Genomic DNA, 15043 nt, shown 5'->3' on the forward strand with positions numbered 1-15043 from the left:
GGCCCATTCTCCCCTGCCCTGAGCCCGGGGACGCGCATCGGGCACCCGTTGTGGCACGTGTACGGCGGATGCGACGATGCGGGTCGACGAGCGAAGGGGACATCGACGATGGCGTACGACGAGCAACGGCCGCCCGCCGCCGTGCTGTTCGACGCGCTGGGCGCCGACTACGAGAAGGCGTTCGCCCACGCGCCCGCGCACCTCGCCGCGCTCCAGTGGCTGGCCGAGCGGCTGCCGCCCGCCGCCCGCGTCCTGGACGTCGGCAGCGGCACGGGACGGCCCACGGCCGCCGCCCTCGCCGCGGCGGGTCACTCGGTGCTGGGCGTCGACATCTCCCCTGTCATGGTCGACCTCGCCGCCCGTCAGGTGCCGCGAGCCGAGTTCCGTCACGCCGACATCCGTGAACTGCCCCTCGAAGCCGACGTGTTCGACGGGGTGTGCGTGTTCTTCTCGCTGCTGCAGATGACCCGTGCCGAGCAGTCGGCCGTGCTGGCCCGGCTGGCCGGGGCCCTGAAGCCCGGCGGGCATCTGGTGCTCGCCACGGTGCCCGCGGACGTGGAGGACGTCGAGGTCGTCTTCATGGGCCGCCCGGTCCGCGCGACGAGCTTCGCCGAGGAGGGAGTGACCGCCATGGTGGAGGCGGCCGGCCTCACCGTCCTGTCCCGGCACCAGCCCACGTTCACCCCCGACCATCCGGACGCGGGCCCAGAACCCCACCTGTTCCTGCACTGCCACCGCGGCTGACACCCGCGTCCGGTTTTCGCCGTACTAGGTCCCCGGCCCTCGTCCCGTCCCGGGCCAAGATCGGCCGCGAGCCCGATGCCGCCGCCCCGCCGCGGGAGCACCCTTTGCGGTGAGACACCGTCGAAGGAGTGCAGCATGTCGTATCTCTCCTACCCGGAGCCCCGCTACCACGGCGACAAGGGGGAGGTGAACGCGGTCTTCCGCCCGGCCGACACCCCGCCGGACGTCTCCTCGCCCGGCGGCGCCACCCACTACCTCGCCACGCACGAGTCGACCGGCGGTGAATTCGGGCTCTACAAAGCCGAGTTGGGGGCACGGTCCGCGGGCGCCAAGACGCACTTCCACAAGGCGATCTCGGAGTCCTTCTACATCCTCTCCGGGGAACTGGAGCTCTACAACGGCGAGAAGTGGGTCACCGGTCGCCCGGGTGACTTCCTCTACGTGCCCGTCGGTGGTCTGCACGCCTTCAAGAACGTGACCGACGAGCCCATGTCCATGCTCATGCTCTTCTCCCCCGGCGCACCCCGCGAGGAGTACTTCGAGCAGGTCGCGGAGATGAGCCGGCGCAGCGCCGAGGAACTGAGGGAGTTCCGCGTCCGGCACGACAGCTACTTCGAGGAGGACTTGGAGGCCGGGGCATAGGGGGGCGATGCAGTGCGTGGCAGTGCGGTCGGCGTCGGTCGGGCCCAGGGGGCGCGCCCGGAGTGCGGCTACTTGGAGGCCGCGGAGACGAGGCCGTCCAGCCATGCCTGGTGGCCGTTGAGCATGGGGTTGGGGCGCTCGTTCGCGAGGGCCGCGGCGGGCTGACCGATCTGCGTCTCCTGGGTCAGGATGCGGACCCGGCCGCCGTCGAGGTCCTCGACCAGCCAGGCGTGCAGCACGTCCAGCCGCTCCTCGGGCGGGCCGTCCTGCTTCGCCGTCCAGGACAGACGGCCGGGGACACCCACGGCGGGGGCCTGGAACTCGACGACGTGGGCGGCCAGGGGCGGGAAGCCGAAGGTGCCGAAGCTGAAGACGAGGTCGTCCTTCAGCTCGGGGCCGCCGCCCTGCGGGAAGGAGATGTCGGCGACGTTGTCGTAGTAGCCCTCCCACTCGGAGGTGTCGGTCAGGTGGCGCCAGACCTGGGCGGCGGTGACGCCCTGCACGACGACCTCGTTGGAGACGAAGTTGTCGCCGGTGCCGGGGAGGTACTTCGCGGGCCAGTTGATGGCGTTCTGCGTGGTCATGAGGGGTGTCCTTACGGTGTGGTGCGGGTGTGCGTGCTCCGTGGCCCTGGCCGCGGGATCGCGGCCACCGGCCTCCGCCGCCGTCCGGCGACACATCGAAGGTAGGCCGGACTGCCATCCGGTCACCAATAGAGACACCGATCTCTGCTATCGGAACTCCGATACGAAGGACCGGTACGCTCGACTGTATGAAGCACCCGACGACACCCGCCGCGGAGGCACCCCCGGCTGCCGCACCAGGCACCCGGCTCCCGCCCCACGCGGACCTGAATCTGCTGCGCACCTTCCTGGCCGTCCACCGCTCGGGGTCGTTCACCGCGGCGGCGCCACGCCTGGGACTGTCCCAGCCGACCGTGACCGCGCAGATCCGCACCCTGGAACAGCAGGCCGGCCGGGACCTGTTCACCCGGCTGCCACGCGGGGTGGAGCCCACCCCGTACGCCCACGAGCTCGCCGGGCAGATCGCCGGCCCTCTCGACGCGCTCGCAGGGCTGGAGGATGCCGGCGAGATGGCCGCCCCCGTCCACCTCGCCGGGCCCTCGGAGCTGCTCTGCGTACGCGTTCTGCCCGCACTGGTCCCGCTCGTCGCCGACGGCGTCCAGTTGCGCGTCACCCAAGGACTGCCCGAGCCGCTGCTGGAGGAGATGCGCGCGGGCCGCCATGACCTCGTCATCACCACCCGGCGCCCTCGGGGGCGCGCCCTGGAGTCCGTACCGCTCGCCGACGAGGAGTATCTGCTGGTCGCGAACCCGGTCTGGGCGCGGCGCGTCGCCGAGCATCCCGAGGCCGGTGACCTGTGTGCCGCCCTGCGCGAGGTGCCGATGGTGACGTACGCCGAGGACCTGCCGATCGTCCGCCGCTACTGGCGCAACATCCTCGGCAAGCAGCTCACCGCCCGCGCCGCGGTCACCGTGCCCAACCTGTACGCGGTGCTGTCGGCCGTGAACTCCGGCGCCGGCTACAGCGTCCTGCCCCGCTCCCTGTGCCAGGAGTACCTCGACTCCGGCCGCCTCACTCTCCTCCACGACCCGGAGGAGCCGCCGCTGAACACCCTCTTCCTCGTCCAGCGGCCCGGCGCCGAGACCAACCCCGACGTGGTCCGCGTCCGCGACCTGCTTCGGGACGCCGCGCGGGGCTGGTAGGCGGCGCCGAAGCTGCCTGCGTGTGGGGGCGGGCCGGGGTGTCGCCGGTCAGAGGACGCGCAGGACTCCGACCACCTTGCCCAGGATCTGGGCCTGGTCGCCCGGGATCGGCTGGTAGGCGGGGTTGCGGGGCATCAGCCACACCTGGCCGTCCTGGCGGCGGAGCACCTTCACGGTGGCCTCGTCCTCCAGGAGCGCGGCGACGATGTCTCCGTGGTCGGCGCTGTCCTGGCGTCTGACGGTCACGATGTCGCCGTCGCAGATCGCCGCCCCGATCATCGAGTCGCCGGAGACCGTCAGGGCGAACAGGTCGCCGTCGCCCACCACCTGCCGGGGCAGGGAGTAGACGTCCTCCACCATCTCGTCCGCGAGCAGCGGTGCGCCGGCCGCGATCCGGCCGACGAGCGGTACCTCGACGGGTTCCGCGCCACGGTGGCCCAGGTCGGGTGCCCAGGAGGGGCGGACCTGGTAGGCGCGGGGGGTGTGGGGGTCGCGGTAGAGGACGCCCTTGCGCTCCAGCACCATCAGCTGGTGGGCGACCGAGGACGTACTGGCGAGTTCCACGGCGTGGCCGATCTCCCGCATCGACGGCGGGTAGCCCTGCCGGGCGACCGTCTCCGTGATGTAGCGGACGATGGCCGCCTGGCGGCTCGTCAGCTCTCCTTCGGCGACCCGGGGCCCCGGGGGACGGCCCCGGCGGGCGGGCGCTGTGTTCTCCATCCGGGGCACCTCCGTACAAGATCCTTACGCAATGTGACCATAACCCACCCTCACCCTAATGGGAACACCGATTCGATCGGCGGTCCCGGTCCGGTCTCGGCCAGACTGGGGCGATGACTCATCGATTCGTCGGCGTCGGGGAGCTCACCGACGTTCCACGCGTGGCGGTCGTGATCGACGTGATGCGGGCCTTCACCGTGGCCGCCTGGGCCTTCTCGCGGGGTGCGGAGCGGATCGTCCTGGCCTCGTCGCAGGAGGAGGCACTCGCGTTGAAGGCGGCTCGTCCCGGGTGGCTGGCCCTCAAGGACGGCCCTCCGGCGGCGGGCTTCGACGCGGTGAACTCGCCGGGACTCGTCAGATCGGCGGATGTGGCCGGTCGTACGGTGGTGCAGAAGACGACGGCCGGCACCGTGGGCGCGCTGGCGGTCGCCGACGCGCCGCTGGTGCTGTGCGCGAGTTTCGTGGTGGCGGGCGCGACGGCGCGGTTCCTGCGCGCCGAGGGGCGGGAGCCGGTGACGTTCGTCGTCACGGGTGAGGACGGGCGGGCCGACGAGGACCTGGCCTGCGCCGAGTACATCGAGCGACGCATCACCGACAGCGATGCCGAGGCGGGCCCGTACCTCCGCCGGGCGCGGGCCTCCAGAGCAGCGGGCGAACTCGCCGACGGAGTACGACGCGGATACCGCGGAGTTCATCCGGACGACGTCGAACTGTGCCTGGAGGCCGACCGGTTCGGCTTTGTGATGGCGGCCCGGCGGGAGGGGGCCCTGCTGGTGCTGCGCCCCCTCCCCCGTGCCGCTGTCGACGACGGGTACGGGGAGCCCCGTACTGATCGCCGGTGACCGGTTCGGCCCAGGTGGCGTCGAGCGTTGCTCGTGCCGCCGGTGACTCGTTCGGGCGTCAGGGCTTCAGGAGTGCCTTGATGGCGCGGCGTTCGTCCATCGCCTTGTAGCCCTCGGCCACCTGGTCCAGCGGCAGGGTCAGGTCGAAGACCTTGCCCGGGTCGATGCGGCCCTCGAAGACGCGCTGGATGAGGTCGGGCAGATAGCCGCGTACGGGTGCCGGGCCGCCGCGCAGGCCGACGTGCGAGAAGAACAGCTCCTGGCCGTCGAAGGCCACGTCGTGGGGGACGCCGACGAAGCCGACGTTGCCGCCGGGGCGGGTGGCGCGCAGCGCCTGCTGCATGGACTGCTGGGTGCCGACGCACTCCAGCACCGAGTCGGCGCCGACGCCGTCCGTGAGGTCCTTGACGCGGGCGATGCCTTCTTCGCCGCGCTCGGTGACGATGTCGGTGGCGCCGAACTCCAGGGCGAGCTTCTGCCGGTCCGCGTGCCGGCTCATCGCGATGATCCGCTCGGCGCCGAGTTCCTTGGCCGCGATGACGCCGCACAGGCCGACCGCTCCGTCGCCGACGACGACGGCGGTGGAGCCGGGCGCGACCTCCGCGGCCCGGGCCGCGAACCAGCCGGTGCCCATCACGTCGGACAGAGCCAGCAGGCTGGGCAGGAAGTCGTCGGCGGGGTGCTCGGGCGTGGCGACCAGGGTGCCGTGGGCGTTGGGGATGCGCACGTACTCGGCCTGGCAGGTGCTCATGAACTCGCGGTTCACACAGTTGGACTGGTAGCCCGCCCGACAGTTGGCGCAGGTGTTGTCGGAGGTGGCGAACGAGCCGATGACGAACTGGCCCGGCCTGACGTGGGTGACCTCGCTGCCGACCTCCTCGACGACCCCGACGTACTCGTGGCCCATCGGGTGCGGCTGGTCCACGGGTTCCGCTCCGCGGTAGGGCCACAGGTCCGAGCCGCACACACAGGTCACGACGGTGCGGATCACGGCGTCGGTGGGGTTGATGATCCTCGGGTCGTCGACCTCCTCGAAACGGATGTCGCCGGGGGCGTGGATGACTGCTCCGCGCATGGTGGTGCTTCCTTTGCTGCGGGGGGTGCGGGCGCCGCGGCCCGAGGGGGTGGACAGCGGCTCGGGATCGAGCCTCACACTCGGGAGCGGGTGGGAAAAGCGGAGAGATCCATCCTGGGAGGGAGTCATCCTGGGAGGAAACTCTCCCCCCTTCCCGGGATGCGATCGGTGCCATGCTGGGGAGCATGACCAGCAATGTTCCCCTCAACGAGCTGGGAGAATTCCTCAAGAGGCGCCGCTCGGAACTGAGCCCGCGGACGGTCGGGCTGCCGGAGACCGGTCGCGCCCGCCGGGTCGCCGGGCTCCGCCGCGAGGAGGTCGCCCAGCTCGCCTCCATCAGCACCGACTACTACACGCGGCTCGAACAGGGCCGGATGCAGGCGTCGGCGCCCGTGCTCGACGTCCTGGCCCGGGTACTCCATCTGGACGACGACGAGCGCGGCTACCTCTTCCAGCTCGCGGGCAAGCCGGCCGTGCGCACCCGCCGCCGGGGCCGGCAGCAGGTCCAGCCCCAGCTCCAGCGCGTCCTGGACGACCTGACCGCCACCCCCGCGCTCGTGCAGGGCAGGCGTGGGGACATCCTGGCGTGGAACGCGCTGGCCGCGGCCCTGGTCATCGACTTCTCCCGGATCCCGGAGAAGCACCGCAACTACCCGCGCATCCAGTTCACCGAACCGGCGATGCGCACCCTGTACGCCGACTGGGAGGCCTCGGCCCAGATCTCCGTGGCGCAGCTGCGGATGGAGGCGGCGAAGTATCCCGAGGATCCGCGGCTGATCGAGCTGGTCGGTGAACTGTCCACCAGGGACGTCCAGTTCGCGAAGTGGTGGGGCGCGCACCGGGTCGCCGCCCGGACGGTCGGGACGAAGACCCTCAACCATCCGGTGGTGGGTGAACTCGTCCTGGACTGGGACACGTTGACCGCCAACACCGATCCCGACCAGCATCTGACGGTCTGGACCGCCGCCCCCGGTTCACCCACACACGACCGGCTGCGCATCCTCGCCTCCTGGGCCGCCGAGCAGAAGATGCCGGCTTCGCCGTCCCCGGCCTGACCCCGGCACAGGCACCGGCCGGTGGATGGGGCCGGTGCCGCCGGACAGGGGCAGACCGGTGGCCCGGTTCGCGCAGGCGATGATCTCCGCGGTGATGGAGACGGCCGTCTCCTCGGGCGTGCGGGCGCCGAGATCGAGACCGATCGGCGACCGCAGCCGCGCCAACTGTCGCTCGGTGACGCCGACTTCACGAAGCCGGCGGATGCGCTCGGCGTGGGTGCGCCGGGAGCCCATGGCGCCGACGTAACCGACCGGCAGGGCGAGCGCGAGCCGGAGCAGGGGGATGTCGAACCTGGCGTCGTGAGTGAGGACACAGACGGCCGTGCGGTCGTCCACCTCCGTGCCTTCGAGGTAGCGGTGGGGCCAGTCGACGACGACCTCGTCCGCGTCCGGGAAGCGGGCCTCGGTGGCGAAGACGGGACGCGCGTCGCACACCGTGACGCGGTAGCCGAGGAGTCGGCCCGCCCGGGTGAGGGCGGCGGCGAAGTCCACCGCGCCGAAGACCAGCATGCGGGGCCGGGACGCCTGGACGTGGACCAGTACCGACAGCCGCTCGGGGCAGGTGGCGGCGTCCCCGCCGACCTCGGCGCGGGCGGTACGCCCTGCCCGCAGCAGCGCCCCCGCCGCCGCGCCGACCTCCCGGCGCGCCGCTGCGGTCGACGGCCCGTCATGGATGCCGCCCGCCGCGTCGACGTACAGCATCCCGCCGACCAGTTCCCGCGGCCCCTCGACGACCTGGGCGACGGCTGCGGGCCGGCCCTCCACCACGTCGGTGAGGGCGGCGGTGAGCCGCGGCCGGCTCTCGGGGTCGATGTACTGGACGAGGACGTCGAGTTCGCCGCCGCAGGTCAGGCCGACGGCGAAGGCGTCGTCGTCGGAGTAGCCGAACCAGGCGCGTTCCGGGGCGCCTTGGCCGTCGAGCACCTCACGGCACAGGTCGTACACCGCGCCCTCGACACAACCGCCGGAGATGCTGCCGACCGCGGTGCCGTCCGCGTCCACCGCGACCGAGGTCCCGACCGGCAGCGGCGCGCTGCCGCGGACGTCGACGACGGTGGCGAGGGCGAAGGGGCGGGCCGCGGAGCACCAACTCAGCAGTGTGTCCGCGATGTTCAGCATGGACGGGTCCTTCACTCAAAGGGGCGGCGGGGACAGGGGCTGGTCAGAGCAGTGACTCGGCCGTGATGGGCAGTTCGCGGACGCGCCGGCCGGTGGCGTTGAACACCGCGTTGCCGAGGGCGGGCGCCACACCGACGATCACCAGCTCGGCGAGGCCCTTCACGCCGAGCGGGTCGGCGTCGTAGTCCTCCCCGTCGAGGTAGATCGCCCGGAGGTCGGGCACGTCGGCGTTGACCGGGACCAGGTAGTCGGCGAGGTTGGCGTTGACGATCCGGCCGTCGCGGTGGTCCGTGCTCGTGTGCTCCAGCAGGGCCGCGCCGATGCCGCCGACCATGCCGCCGAGAGCCTGGCTGTCGGCGAGCTTGGGGCTGATGATGCGACCCGCGTCGTACACGGCGAGCATCCGCCGCACCCGCACCAGACCGAGTGTCGCGTCGACCGCCACCTCGGCGAAGACGGCGCTGTAGGCGCTGATGGAACGCCGTTCGCCGCGCGGCGGGTCGAAGGAGGAGCTCGCTTCGAGCCGGTCTCGCTGGTTGCGCCGCAGCAGGCTCTTGTACGTCTCCCCGCGCGCCGGGTTCCCCTGGACGTGCAGTCGGCCGTTGCGCACGACGATGTCGTCCGCGTCCACTCCGTGCAGCGGGGACTCCTCGTCCTCGACGGCCAGTCGGATCGCCTGCCGCCTGAGCTGGTCGCAGACGTCGAGGGTGGCGGAGCCGACGCTCGCCATGGTCATCGAGCCGCCGTGCGGCGGGGTCTGCGGGTACAGCGAGTCACCTAGGCGGTAGTCGACCGCGCGCACGGCGAGCCCGAGCGCGTCGGCAGCGACCTGGGTCTGGGCGGTGTAGGTGCCCGGGCCCATGTCACTGGTGGCGGACTCGACCACCGCGGTGCCATCGGCGTGGAGCCGGCCCCGGGACTGCGCCGGGGCGACTCCCGTGTGGTAGACGCCGGCGGCCATGCCCATGCCGATCAGCCAGTCGCCGTCGCGTGTCGAGCGCGGCTGCTGCCTGCGCCGGTCCCAGCCGAACTCGCGGGCGCCGACCGTGTAGCACTCCAGGAGCCGGCGGGTGGAGAACGGCGTGTTGTTCGACGGGTCCTGGGCGGGCTCGTTGCGGCGGCGCAGTTCGATCGGGTCCATGCCGAGCTCGTGGGCGAGTTCGTCCATGGCCGACTCGACGGCGTGGACGCCGGTGGCCGCGCCGGGGCCGCGCATCCAGATGGGGCTGCTCACGTCCAGCGGCACCGTCCGGTAGGCCTGGCGGACGCTGGGGTTGCCGTAGAGCATCTGACCGGGCGACATGACGGCCTCGGTGAAGGTCTCGTACGACGAGGTCTCCGCCTCGATCCGGTGGTCGGCGGCGACCAGGCGGCCGGTGCGGTCGCTGCCGATGCTCAACCGGTAGGCGTACGACGGCCTGAAGCCGGTGCCGAAGTACATCTGCCTGCGGGTCAGGACCAGTTTCACCGGGCGGCCCACTTCCCGGGCGGCCAGCGCGGCGACCACGGTGTGCGGCCAGCAGCGCAGCCCGCTGCCGAAGCCGCCCCCGACGAACGGGTTGACGACCCGCACGGACTCCAAGGGCAGGTCGAACACCGTGGACAGCTCCAGCTGCGTGCCGGGCACCCACTGGGTCTTGTCCCACACGGTGAGCCGGTCGCCGTCCCAGCGGGCGATCGTGGCGTGCGGTTCCATCGGGTTGTGGTGGTTGCGCGCAAGGCGGTACGTCAGGTCGAGGCGTACGGCCGCGTCGCGCAGCCCGGCCTCCGCGTCACCGCGCGCGTACTCGGCCGGCTGCCCCGGCTCGCCCTCGGAGAGATCCGTCGAGGACTCCTCGGCGTCATAGCCGACCGTCACCAGGCTCGCCCCGTGCTGGGCGGCCTCCAGGCTGGTGGCGACCACGACGGCGACGGGCTGACCGTGGAAGAGCACCCGGTCGTCCTGGAACGCGCGCAGTCTGCGGCCGGGAAGGTTGTTCGACCCCTGGTTGTCGCGGTACGGCAGCCTCGGCGCGTTGCCGTGGTGGATCACCCGCAGTACGCCCGCGTGGGCTTCGGCGGCACGGGTGTCGACGGAGGTGACGCGGCCGCGGCCGATGCTCGCGTCGACGATGACGGCGTGGACCGTGCCCGCCAGGTCGTGCTCGGCGGCGTACTCCGCCCGCCCTGTGACCTTGAGCCGACCGTCCACCCGGGACAGCGGCGCGCCCACGGCGGACTGGGGCTGGGGGCTCACTTGCTTCCTCCTACGATGCGAAGCTGGCGTTCGACGGTGCGGCGCAGCAGCGCGACCTTGAACCGGTTGTGGGTGAGGGGGCGCGCCCCGTCCGCCGCCTTCTCCGCGGCCGCGGCCCACAGGGCGTCCGAGGGGCGGCGGCCGATCAGGTGCCGTTCGACCTCGGACAGCTTCCAGGGCACGGTGCCCACTCCCCCGGCGGCGACCTTGGCCTCCCGGACGACCCCGCCCCGGATGTGCAGGGCGACGGCGGCGGAGGTGAGCGCGAACTCGTAGGACTGGCGGTCGCGGACCTTGAGGTAACCGGACTTCAGCGGTCGCGGATGGGCGGGGATCTCGACGGCCGTGATCAACTCACCCTGACGGAGGGCCTGTTCGTGGTGCGGAGTACTGCCGGGCTTGAGCAGGAAGTCGGCGAAGGGCAGGGTGCGTTCGCGTCCGTCGGGGCCCAGCAGGTGGACGGTCGCCTCCAGAGCGGCAAAGGCCACGGCGACGTCGGAGGGGTGGGTGGCGACGCAGTGGTCCGTGGTGCCCAGGATGGCGTGGCCGCGGTTGACTCCGTGCAGCGCGGCACAACCCGAGCCGGGCTCCCGTTTGTTGCAGTGCGCGGTGACGTCGCGGAAGTAGGTGCAGCGGGTGCGCTGCATGATGTTGCCGCCGATGGTGGCCATGTTGCGCAGCTGGGCCGACGCGCTCAGCTCCAGGGCCTGGGAGACGACCGGGAAGGCGGCGCGGACCGCGGGGTGCGCCGCGACCTCGCCCATACGGACCAGGGCGCCGATGCGCAGCCCGCCCTCCTTGGTGACCAGGACCTCGCGCAACGGCAGGCCGCTGATGTCGACGAGGCTCTCCGGGCGTTCGACGGTCTCCCGCATCAGGTCGACGAGGGTGGTGCCGCCGGCGATGTAACGGCCGCCGCGGCGACCGGCGTCGAGGGCCTCACGGGTGTCGGTGGCGCGGGTGTAGGCGAAGGGATGCATGACGGCCGTACCTCACTTCCCGGCCGCGGTCTGCTCGACCGCGCGCACGATCTTCACGTAGCAGCCGCAGCGGCAGATGTTGCCGCTCATCCACTCCCGGATCTCCTCCGGGGAGCCGGTGTGGCCCTCCTTGATGCAGCCGACGCCGGACATGATCTGTCCTGGCGTGCAGTAGCCGCACTGGAAGGCGTCCTGGTCGATGAACGCCTGTTGCAGGGGGTGGAGTTCGTCGCCGTCCGCCAGGCCCTCGACCGTGGTGACCCGCGCGCCCTCCAGCCGGACGGCGAGCGTGAGGCAGGAGTTGACCCGATGCCCGTCGACCAGCACGGTGCACGCTCCGCAAGCTCCCGCGTTGCAGCCCTTCTTGGAGCCGGTCAGGCCGAGGTGCTCGCGCAGCAGGTCGAGGAGCGAGGTGCGGTTGTCCACCGTCACCGTCCGCCGGGTGCCGTTGACGGTCAGGGAGACCCGGGTGGACGGCGCGGCGTCGGTGGCCACCGCCTCCTGCGGCTCGGCGAGAACGGCTCCACCGATCACGCCGCCCGCGACGACGACACCGCTCACGGCGGTGGTGGTGGCGATGAAGGTGCGCCGCGTGGGCGGCGACGGAGGCATCTCGGGTGCGGTGGGAGGCGGAGCAGGAGACTCGTGTGGGGGCATCATCAAGCCTTCGCGTCAAGGAGGTTCGGCCGTACGCGGCGCCAGGACCAAGGGCGGCTTCCCCGGAGCCTGCCATCGCGGCCGAGGCCGTAACAGGGAGGTTTTCCTCCCCCCATGGCGCAGAGTGGTGGTCTCGGTCTTGAGGCGTTTCGCCTCCGGGCTGAGGTCGTCGGCCGAAGCGAGGATCCGGTCCACGTCGATGTCGTAGTCGGCGGTGATCCAGGACTCCAGGCTCCGCACCTCGCGCACGGTGAACCGGAACTCGCTGATCGCGGCCTTCGGCTCACCCGGGTTGCGGAGCGTGAGGGCGAGCCTCGTCGCGACGGGAAGCCGCGAGCGGCGTGCTCCGGCGCCGGGCGCGGGGGCCGGCTCGCCGACTCCTGCCCGCCGGACGCGAACGGGTTGGGGAGCCACCCGAGGAACACCGTCACGAAGGCCGGCGCCGACGCCGTCACCAGCGCCGTCGGACTCGTACGCCAGCCGTCGGCCGGGGGTCGCTGTCTCCGGAGCCCGCCGAACCTCGGGAGACAGCGACTCCCCCGTAACGCGCCGGCCCGCGCGGTTCCGCGCCTTCTCATCGTGCCGCGCCGACCGCTTTTCGCGGCAGCGGAGCCGCGCAACTGGCACCGCGGCGGAGCAAAGGGACTGCGGTCGGGCGATCTTTGCGGAGAGAATGGCAGCTACCAGCCCAGACCTGGGATCTCGCGAATCTCCCGGAGCATCATGAACACGGCCCCCTCGACGAACCGCACGAAGCCAAGCGGCGCCGACGGACGGGCGCGGGCCCTGGCCCGGCTCGCACTGCTCTGTCTGGCGGGTGCCGTCGCGGCCGTGGCGGCAGGTGCGGGCCAGATCCTCATCCTGCTGCTGGGCCTGGGCGGACTGGGACTCGCCGGCGCCGGCCTCTGGTGGGCACTGGCGCACCGGGGACTGCCGCGGCTGTGCGGCGCGCTGCTGGCCGTCGCCGCGCCGGTGGGCGTTCTCGTCCTGTACGCCGTCTCGGGGCTGTGGCTGTACGCGGTGGCGGCGCTCGGCGCGTGGGCCGCGGCGCTGGCCTGCGCCAGAAGCGCGCTACGCCGTCGGCGCCGACCGCACGGCATGCGCTCGCGTTCCGTACGGCCGCCCAACAGACCTGTGCTGATCATGAACCCACGGTCGGGTGGCGGGAAGGTCGGCCAGCATGAGCTGGTGGAAAGGGCAGAGGCGCTCGGCGCCCGGGTCATCCTGCTGGACCTGGGCACGGGGGCCGAGGGCGAGGCCGATGGTGATACCGATGCCGCCACCGCTCCCGACGGCCCCCCGCCTCGTCGCCCCCGCCCCGACCCCGCCGCGCTGGCCCGGCAGGCCGTCGCCGAGGGGGCGGATCTGCTCGGTGTGGCCGGCGGCGACGGGACGCAGGCGCTGGTCGCGGAGGTGGCCGCGGCACACGGCGTACCGTTCATGGTCCTGGCCGCCGGGACCCGCAACCACTTCGCGATGGACCTGGGTCTCGATCGCACCGACCCGGCGAGCGGCCTGGACGCCCTCACGGACGGCGTGGAACTCCGTGTCGACCTGGGCGACGTCGCCGGGCGCCCGTTCGTCAACACGGTGTCCTTCGGGGCGTACGCCGAGATCGTGCAGAGCCCCGACTACCGCGAGGCGAAGGCCGTCACCGCGCTCGACCAGCTGCCGGACCTGCTGACCGGCGAGGCCTCCTCCAAGCTCCAGGCCCGGGCCGACGAGGAACCTCTCCCGGTGCCGCAGGCGCTCTTGGTGAGCAACAACCCCTATGTCCTCGCCGACCCGCTCGGCGCGGGGCGCCGAGAACGGCTCGACGCGGGCCGACTGGGCGTGCTCGCCGTACGGATCGAGGGCGCCGCCCAGGCCGCCGAGCTGGCGTTCCGGGGTGAGCGGGCCAGCGGCATCACCTCGCTGACCGCACGTCGGGTGACCGTCGAGGCCGAGGCCGATGTCATCGCCGTGGCGGTGGACGGGGAGGCGCTCACCCTGCCGCCGCCGGTGGTGTGCACGGTGCGGCCCGGGGTGCTGCGGGTCCGGGTGCCCCGGCACCGGCCCGGCGCGCCCTACATAGCACCGTCCGTCGACTGGCGGCACATCGTCCGCCTCGCCTTCGACCGCCCTTCCCCGACCACCGGCACGACGCAGGAGCACAGCGATGTCTGACCGCCCCCAGCCCGAAGACGGCGCTCCCCGAGCGCTGCTGCGCGATCTCGCCGCCCTCGACCAGGCGCTCTACGAGGCCGTGACGGTCACGCACACCCCGACGCTGGACCACGCCCTGCGCCGGCTGTCCGCGGCGGCCGACCACTCCAAGATCTCGTTCGCGGTGGCCGGGCTGCTCGCTCTGTGCCCCGGCCGTCCGCGCCGTGCCGCGGCCCTCGGGGTGGCGGCGATCGGCGTCGCCTCGACGACGGCGAACCTGCTCGGCAAGCGGCTGGTGCGTCGGCACCGTCCGCACCGGGCCGAGGACTCGCCCTTTCCCGGGCGGCACGTCCCCATGCCGAAGTCCGCGTCGTTCCCCTCCGGCCACACCGCGTCGGCCGTCGCCTTCGCGGCCGCCGTCGGCCCCGTCCTCCCGGTCGCCACGCTTCCGCTCGGTCTGCTCGCCTGCGCGGTCGGGTACTCCCGCGTCCACACCGGCGTGCACTACCCGGGCGACGTCATCGCGGGCGCCGTACTGGGCACCGGCGCGGCGGCCGCCATCCTCGCCGCCACCGGGTGGGACGGCCCGCACCGCACCCGCCTGCCCTGATGCCGGCCGCTGCCCGGGCGGGATCAGCGGGGCCCGGGGGTGCGCCTGCTCGGCGGGGTCACGCCGCCCGTCGCCGCGGCGGCGAGGAGGCCGCGGAAGGTGGGGCATTCCAGGTGGCTCGGCGCGGGGCAGGCGGCGGCGTGCCGCAAGGAGTCGCGCAGGACGGTGAGTTCACTGATCCGGGCCTCCAGTTCGTCCGCCTTGGCCGCGAGCATCCCGCGGTCGATGTCGGGCTGTCCGTCGGCCGCGAACGTGCGCGCGATCTCGTCGAGCGAGAAGCCCGCGGTGCGGCCCAGCGCGATCAGCGCGAGGCGCTCGACGACATCGGGGTCGTACTGGCGGCGCAGTCCCCGTCTTCCGCAGGAGGCGATCAGCCCCTTCTCCTCGTAGTACCGCAGCGTCGAGGCGGGGACGCCCGCGCGTCGGGCCACCTCGCCGATGTCCAGGACCGTCATCTCGTTTGACCTCAAGTCGGCTTGAAGTAGCACGCTG

At 72.6% G+C, this 15043-nt stretch carries 16 protein-coding genes; 7 read left to right on the forward strand and 9 right to left on the reverse strand.

Going from position 1 to position 15043, the window contains the following annotated elements; genetic code table 11:
* Positions 1-108: 108 nt before the first annotated feature.
* Positions 109-744 (forward strand): class I SAM-dependent methyltransferase, encoded by a 636-nt coding sequence (locus ACIHIX_RS36915; RefSeq protein ID WP_399964124.1) that lies wholly within the window; start codon positions 109-111, stop codon positions 742-744.
* Positions 745-879: 135 nt separating this feature from the next.
* Positions 880-1386, forward strand: a complete 507-nt coding sequence (locus ACIHIX_RS36920) for a cupin domain-containing protein (RefSeq protein ID WP_399964126.1) — start codon at positions 880-882, stop codon at positions 1384-1386.
* A gap of 68 nt (positions 1387-1454) precedes the next feature.
* Here ACIHIX_RS36920 and ACIHIX_RS36925 read toward each other — a convergent pair whose 3' ends face one another.
* Positions 1455-1970, reverse strand: coding sequence for an SRPBCC domain-containing protein (locus tag ACIHIX_RS36925; protein WP_399964128.1), 516 nt, complete (start codon positions 1968-1970; stop codon positions 1455-1457).
* A gap of 188 nt (positions 1971-2158) precedes the next feature.
* Between ACIHIX_RS36925 and ACIHIX_RS36930 the strand changes: the two genes are divergently transcribed.
* Positions 2159-3112 (forward strand): LysR family transcriptional regulator, encoded by a 954-nt coding sequence (locus ACIHIX_RS36930; RefSeq protein ID WP_399964130.1) that lies wholly within the window; start codon positions 2159-2161, stop codon positions 3110-3112.
* Between the two features lie 48 nt (positions 3113-3160).
* Here ACIHIX_RS36930 and lexA read toward each other — a convergent pair whose 3' ends face one another.
* Positions 3161-3832: a transcriptional repressor LexA gene (gene lexA, locus ACIHIX_RS36935; protein ID WP_399964132.1), complete on the reverse strand. Its 672-nt coding sequence runs from the start codon at positions 3830-3832 to the stop codon at positions 3161-3163.
* 113 nt (positions 3833-3945) lie between these two features.
* Between lexA and ACIHIX_RS36940 the strand changes: the two genes are divergently transcribed.
* Positions 3946-4674 (forward strand): 2-phosphosulfolactate phosphatase, encoded by a 729-nt coding sequence (locus ACIHIX_RS36940; protein WP_399964134.1) that lies wholly within the window; start codon positions 3946-3948, stop codon positions 4672-4674.
* A 58-nt stretch (positions 4675-4732) separates the two neighbouring features.
* Here the strand turns inward: ACIHIX_RS36940 and ACIHIX_RS36945 are convergent, their stop codons facing one another.
* Positions 4733-5749, reverse strand: a complete 1017-nt coding sequence (locus tag ACIHIX_RS36945; RefSeq protein WP_399964136.1) for a zinc-dependent alcohol dehydrogenase family protein — start codon at positions 5747-5749, stop codon at positions 4733-4735.
* A 173-nt stretch (positions 5750-5922) separates the two neighbouring features.
* Here ACIHIX_RS36945 and ACIHIX_RS36950 point away from each other — a divergent pair, with 173 nt between their 5' ends.
* Positions 5923-6804 (forward strand): helix-turn-helix domain-containing protein, encoded by an 882-nt coding sequence (locus ACIHIX_RS36950; protein ID WP_399964138.1) that lies wholly within the window; start codon positions 5923-5925, stop codon positions 6802-6804.
* On the opposite strand, the gene ACIHIX_RS36955 is transcribed toward ACIHIX_RS36950, so the two are convergent.
* The 5 genes from ACIHIX_RS36955 to ACIHIX_RS36975 are packed head-to-tail and all read right to left on the reverse strand — an operon-like array spanning position 6724 to position 12210.
* Positions 6724-7923 (reverse strand): XdhC family protein, encoded by a 1200-nt coding sequence (locus ACIHIX_RS36955; RefSeq protein ID WP_399964140.1) that lies wholly within the window; start codon positions 7921-7923, stop codon positions 6724-6726. The two genes, ACIHIX_RS36950 and ACIHIX_RS36955, sit on opposite strands and share 81 nt — an antisense overlap.
* Positions 7924-7966: 43 nt before the next feature.
* Positions 7967-10159, reverse strand: a complete 2193-nt coding sequence (locus ACIHIX_RS36960; RefSeq protein ID WP_399964142.1) for a xanthine dehydrogenase family protein molybdopterin-binding subunit — start codon at positions 10157-10159, stop codon at positions 7967-7969.
* A complete protein-coding gene (locus ACIHIX_RS36965; RefSeq protein WP_399964144.1) occupies positions 10156-11139 on the reverse strand; it encodes an FAD binding domain-containing protein in 984 nt (327 codons plus the stop codon). Before ACIHIX_RS36965 ends, ACIHIX_RS36960 begins: the two co-directional genes overlap by 4 nt.
* Before the next feature lie 12 nt (positions 11140-11151).
* The gene (locus ACIHIX_RS36970) at positions 11152-11751 is read right to left on the reverse strand and encodes a (2Fe-2S)-binding protein (RefSeq protein WP_399964146.1); all 600 of its coding nucleotides are present in this window, start codon (positions 11749-11751) and stop codon (positions 11152-11154) included.
* Between the two features lie 60 nt (positions 11752-11811).
* Positions 11812-12210: a hypothetical protein gene (locus tag ACIHIX_RS36975; RefSeq protein ID WP_399964148.1), complete on the reverse strand. Its 399-nt coding sequence runs from the start codon at positions 12208-12210 to the stop codon at positions 11812-11814.
* Positions 12211-12519: 309 nt separating this feature from the next.
* On the opposite strand from ACIHIX_RS36975, the gene ACIHIX_RS36980 reads away from it, so the two are divergent.
* Positions 12520-13962, forward strand: coding sequence for a diacylglycerol/lipid kinase family protein (locus ACIHIX_RS36980; RefSeq protein ID WP_399964150.1), 1443 nt, complete (start codon positions 12520-12522; stop codon positions 13960-13962).
* Complete coding sequence (locus ACIHIX_RS36985; protein WP_399964152.1) at positions 13955-14551, forward strand: phosphatase PAP2 family protein; 597 nt, start codon at positions 13955-13957, stop codon at positions 14549-14551. The genes ACIHIX_RS36980 and ACIHIX_RS36985 overlap by 8 nt, the downstream gene beginning before the upstream one ends.
* Positions 14552-14574: 23 nt before the next feature.
* Here the strand turns inward: ACIHIX_RS36985 and ACIHIX_RS36990 are convergent, their stop codons facing one another.
* The gene (locus ACIHIX_RS36990; protein ID WP_399964153.1) at positions 14575-15006 is read right to left on the reverse strand and encodes a helix-turn-helix domain-containing protein; all 432 of its coding nucleotides are present in this window, start codon (positions 15004-15006) and stop codon (positions 14575-14577) included.
* Positions 15007-15043 lie beyond the last annotated feature (37 nt).

It is taken from the genome of Streptomyces sp. NPDC051913, assembly GCF_044593635.1.
Taxonomy (GTDB): Bacteria; Actinomycetota; Actinomycetes; order Streptomycetales; family Streptomycetaceae; genus Streptomyces.

Bases quoted from the DNA above. Each gene is read 5' to 3' on its own strand.
- ACIHIX_RS36945 (WP_399964136.1), bottom strand. From the start codon at position 5,749: ATGCGCGGAGCAGTCATCCACGCCCCCGGCGACATCCGTTTCGAGGAG.
- ACIHIX_RS36965 (WP_399964144.1), bottom strand. From the start codon at position 11,139: ATGCATCCCTTCGCCTACACCCGCGCCACCGACACCCGTGAGGCCCTC.
- ACIHIX_RS36915 (WP_399964124.1), top strand. From the start codon at position 109: ATGGCGTACGACGAGCAACGGCCGCCCGCCGCCGTGCTGTTCGACGCG.
- ACIHIX_RS36925 (WP_399964128.1), bottom strand. From the start codon at position 1,970: ATGACCACGCAGAACGCCATCAACTGGCCCGCGAAGTACCTCCCCGGC.
- ACIHIX_RS36970 (WP_399964146.1), bottom strand. From the start codon at position 11,751: ATGCCTCCGTCGCCGCCCACGCGGCGCACCTTCATCGCCACCACCACC.
- ACIHIX_RS36950 (WP_399964138.1), top strand. From the start codon at position 5,923: ATGCTGGGGAGCATGACCAGCAATGTTCCCCTCAACGAGCTGGGAGAA.
- ACIHIX_RS36920 (WP_399964126.1), top strand. From the start codon at position 880: ATGTCGTATCTCTCCTACCCGGAGCCCCGCTACCACGGCGACAAGGGG.
- ACIHIX_RS36985 (WP_399964152.1), top strand. From the start codon at position 13,955: ATGTCTGACCGCCCCCAGCCCGAAGACGGCGCTCCCCGAGCGCTGCTG.
- ACIHIX_RS36930 (WP_399964130.1), top strand. From the start codon at position 2,159: ATGAAGCACCCGACGACACCCGCCGCGGAGGCACCCCCGGCTGCCGCA.
- ACIHIX_RS36990 (WP_399964153.1), bottom strand. From the start codon at position 15,006: ATGACGGTCCTGGACATCGGCGAGGTGGCCCGACGCGCGGGCGTCCCC.
- ACIHIX_RS36980 (WP_399964150.1), top strand. From the start codon at position 12,520: ATGAACACGGCCCCCTCGACGAACCGCACGAAGCCAAGCGGCGCCGAC.
- ACIHIX_RS36940 (WP_399964134.1), top strand. From the start codon at position 3,946: ATGACTCATCGATTCGTCGGCGTCGGGGAGCTCACCGACGTTCCACGC.
- ACIHIX_RS36955 (WP_399964140.1), bottom strand. From the start codon at position 7,923: ATGCTGAACATCGCGGACACACTGCTGAGTTGGTGCTCCGCGGCCCGC.
- lexA (WP_399964132.1), bottom strand. From the start codon at position 3,832: ATGGAGAACACAGCGCCCGCCCGCCGGGGCCGTCCCCCGGGGCCCCGG.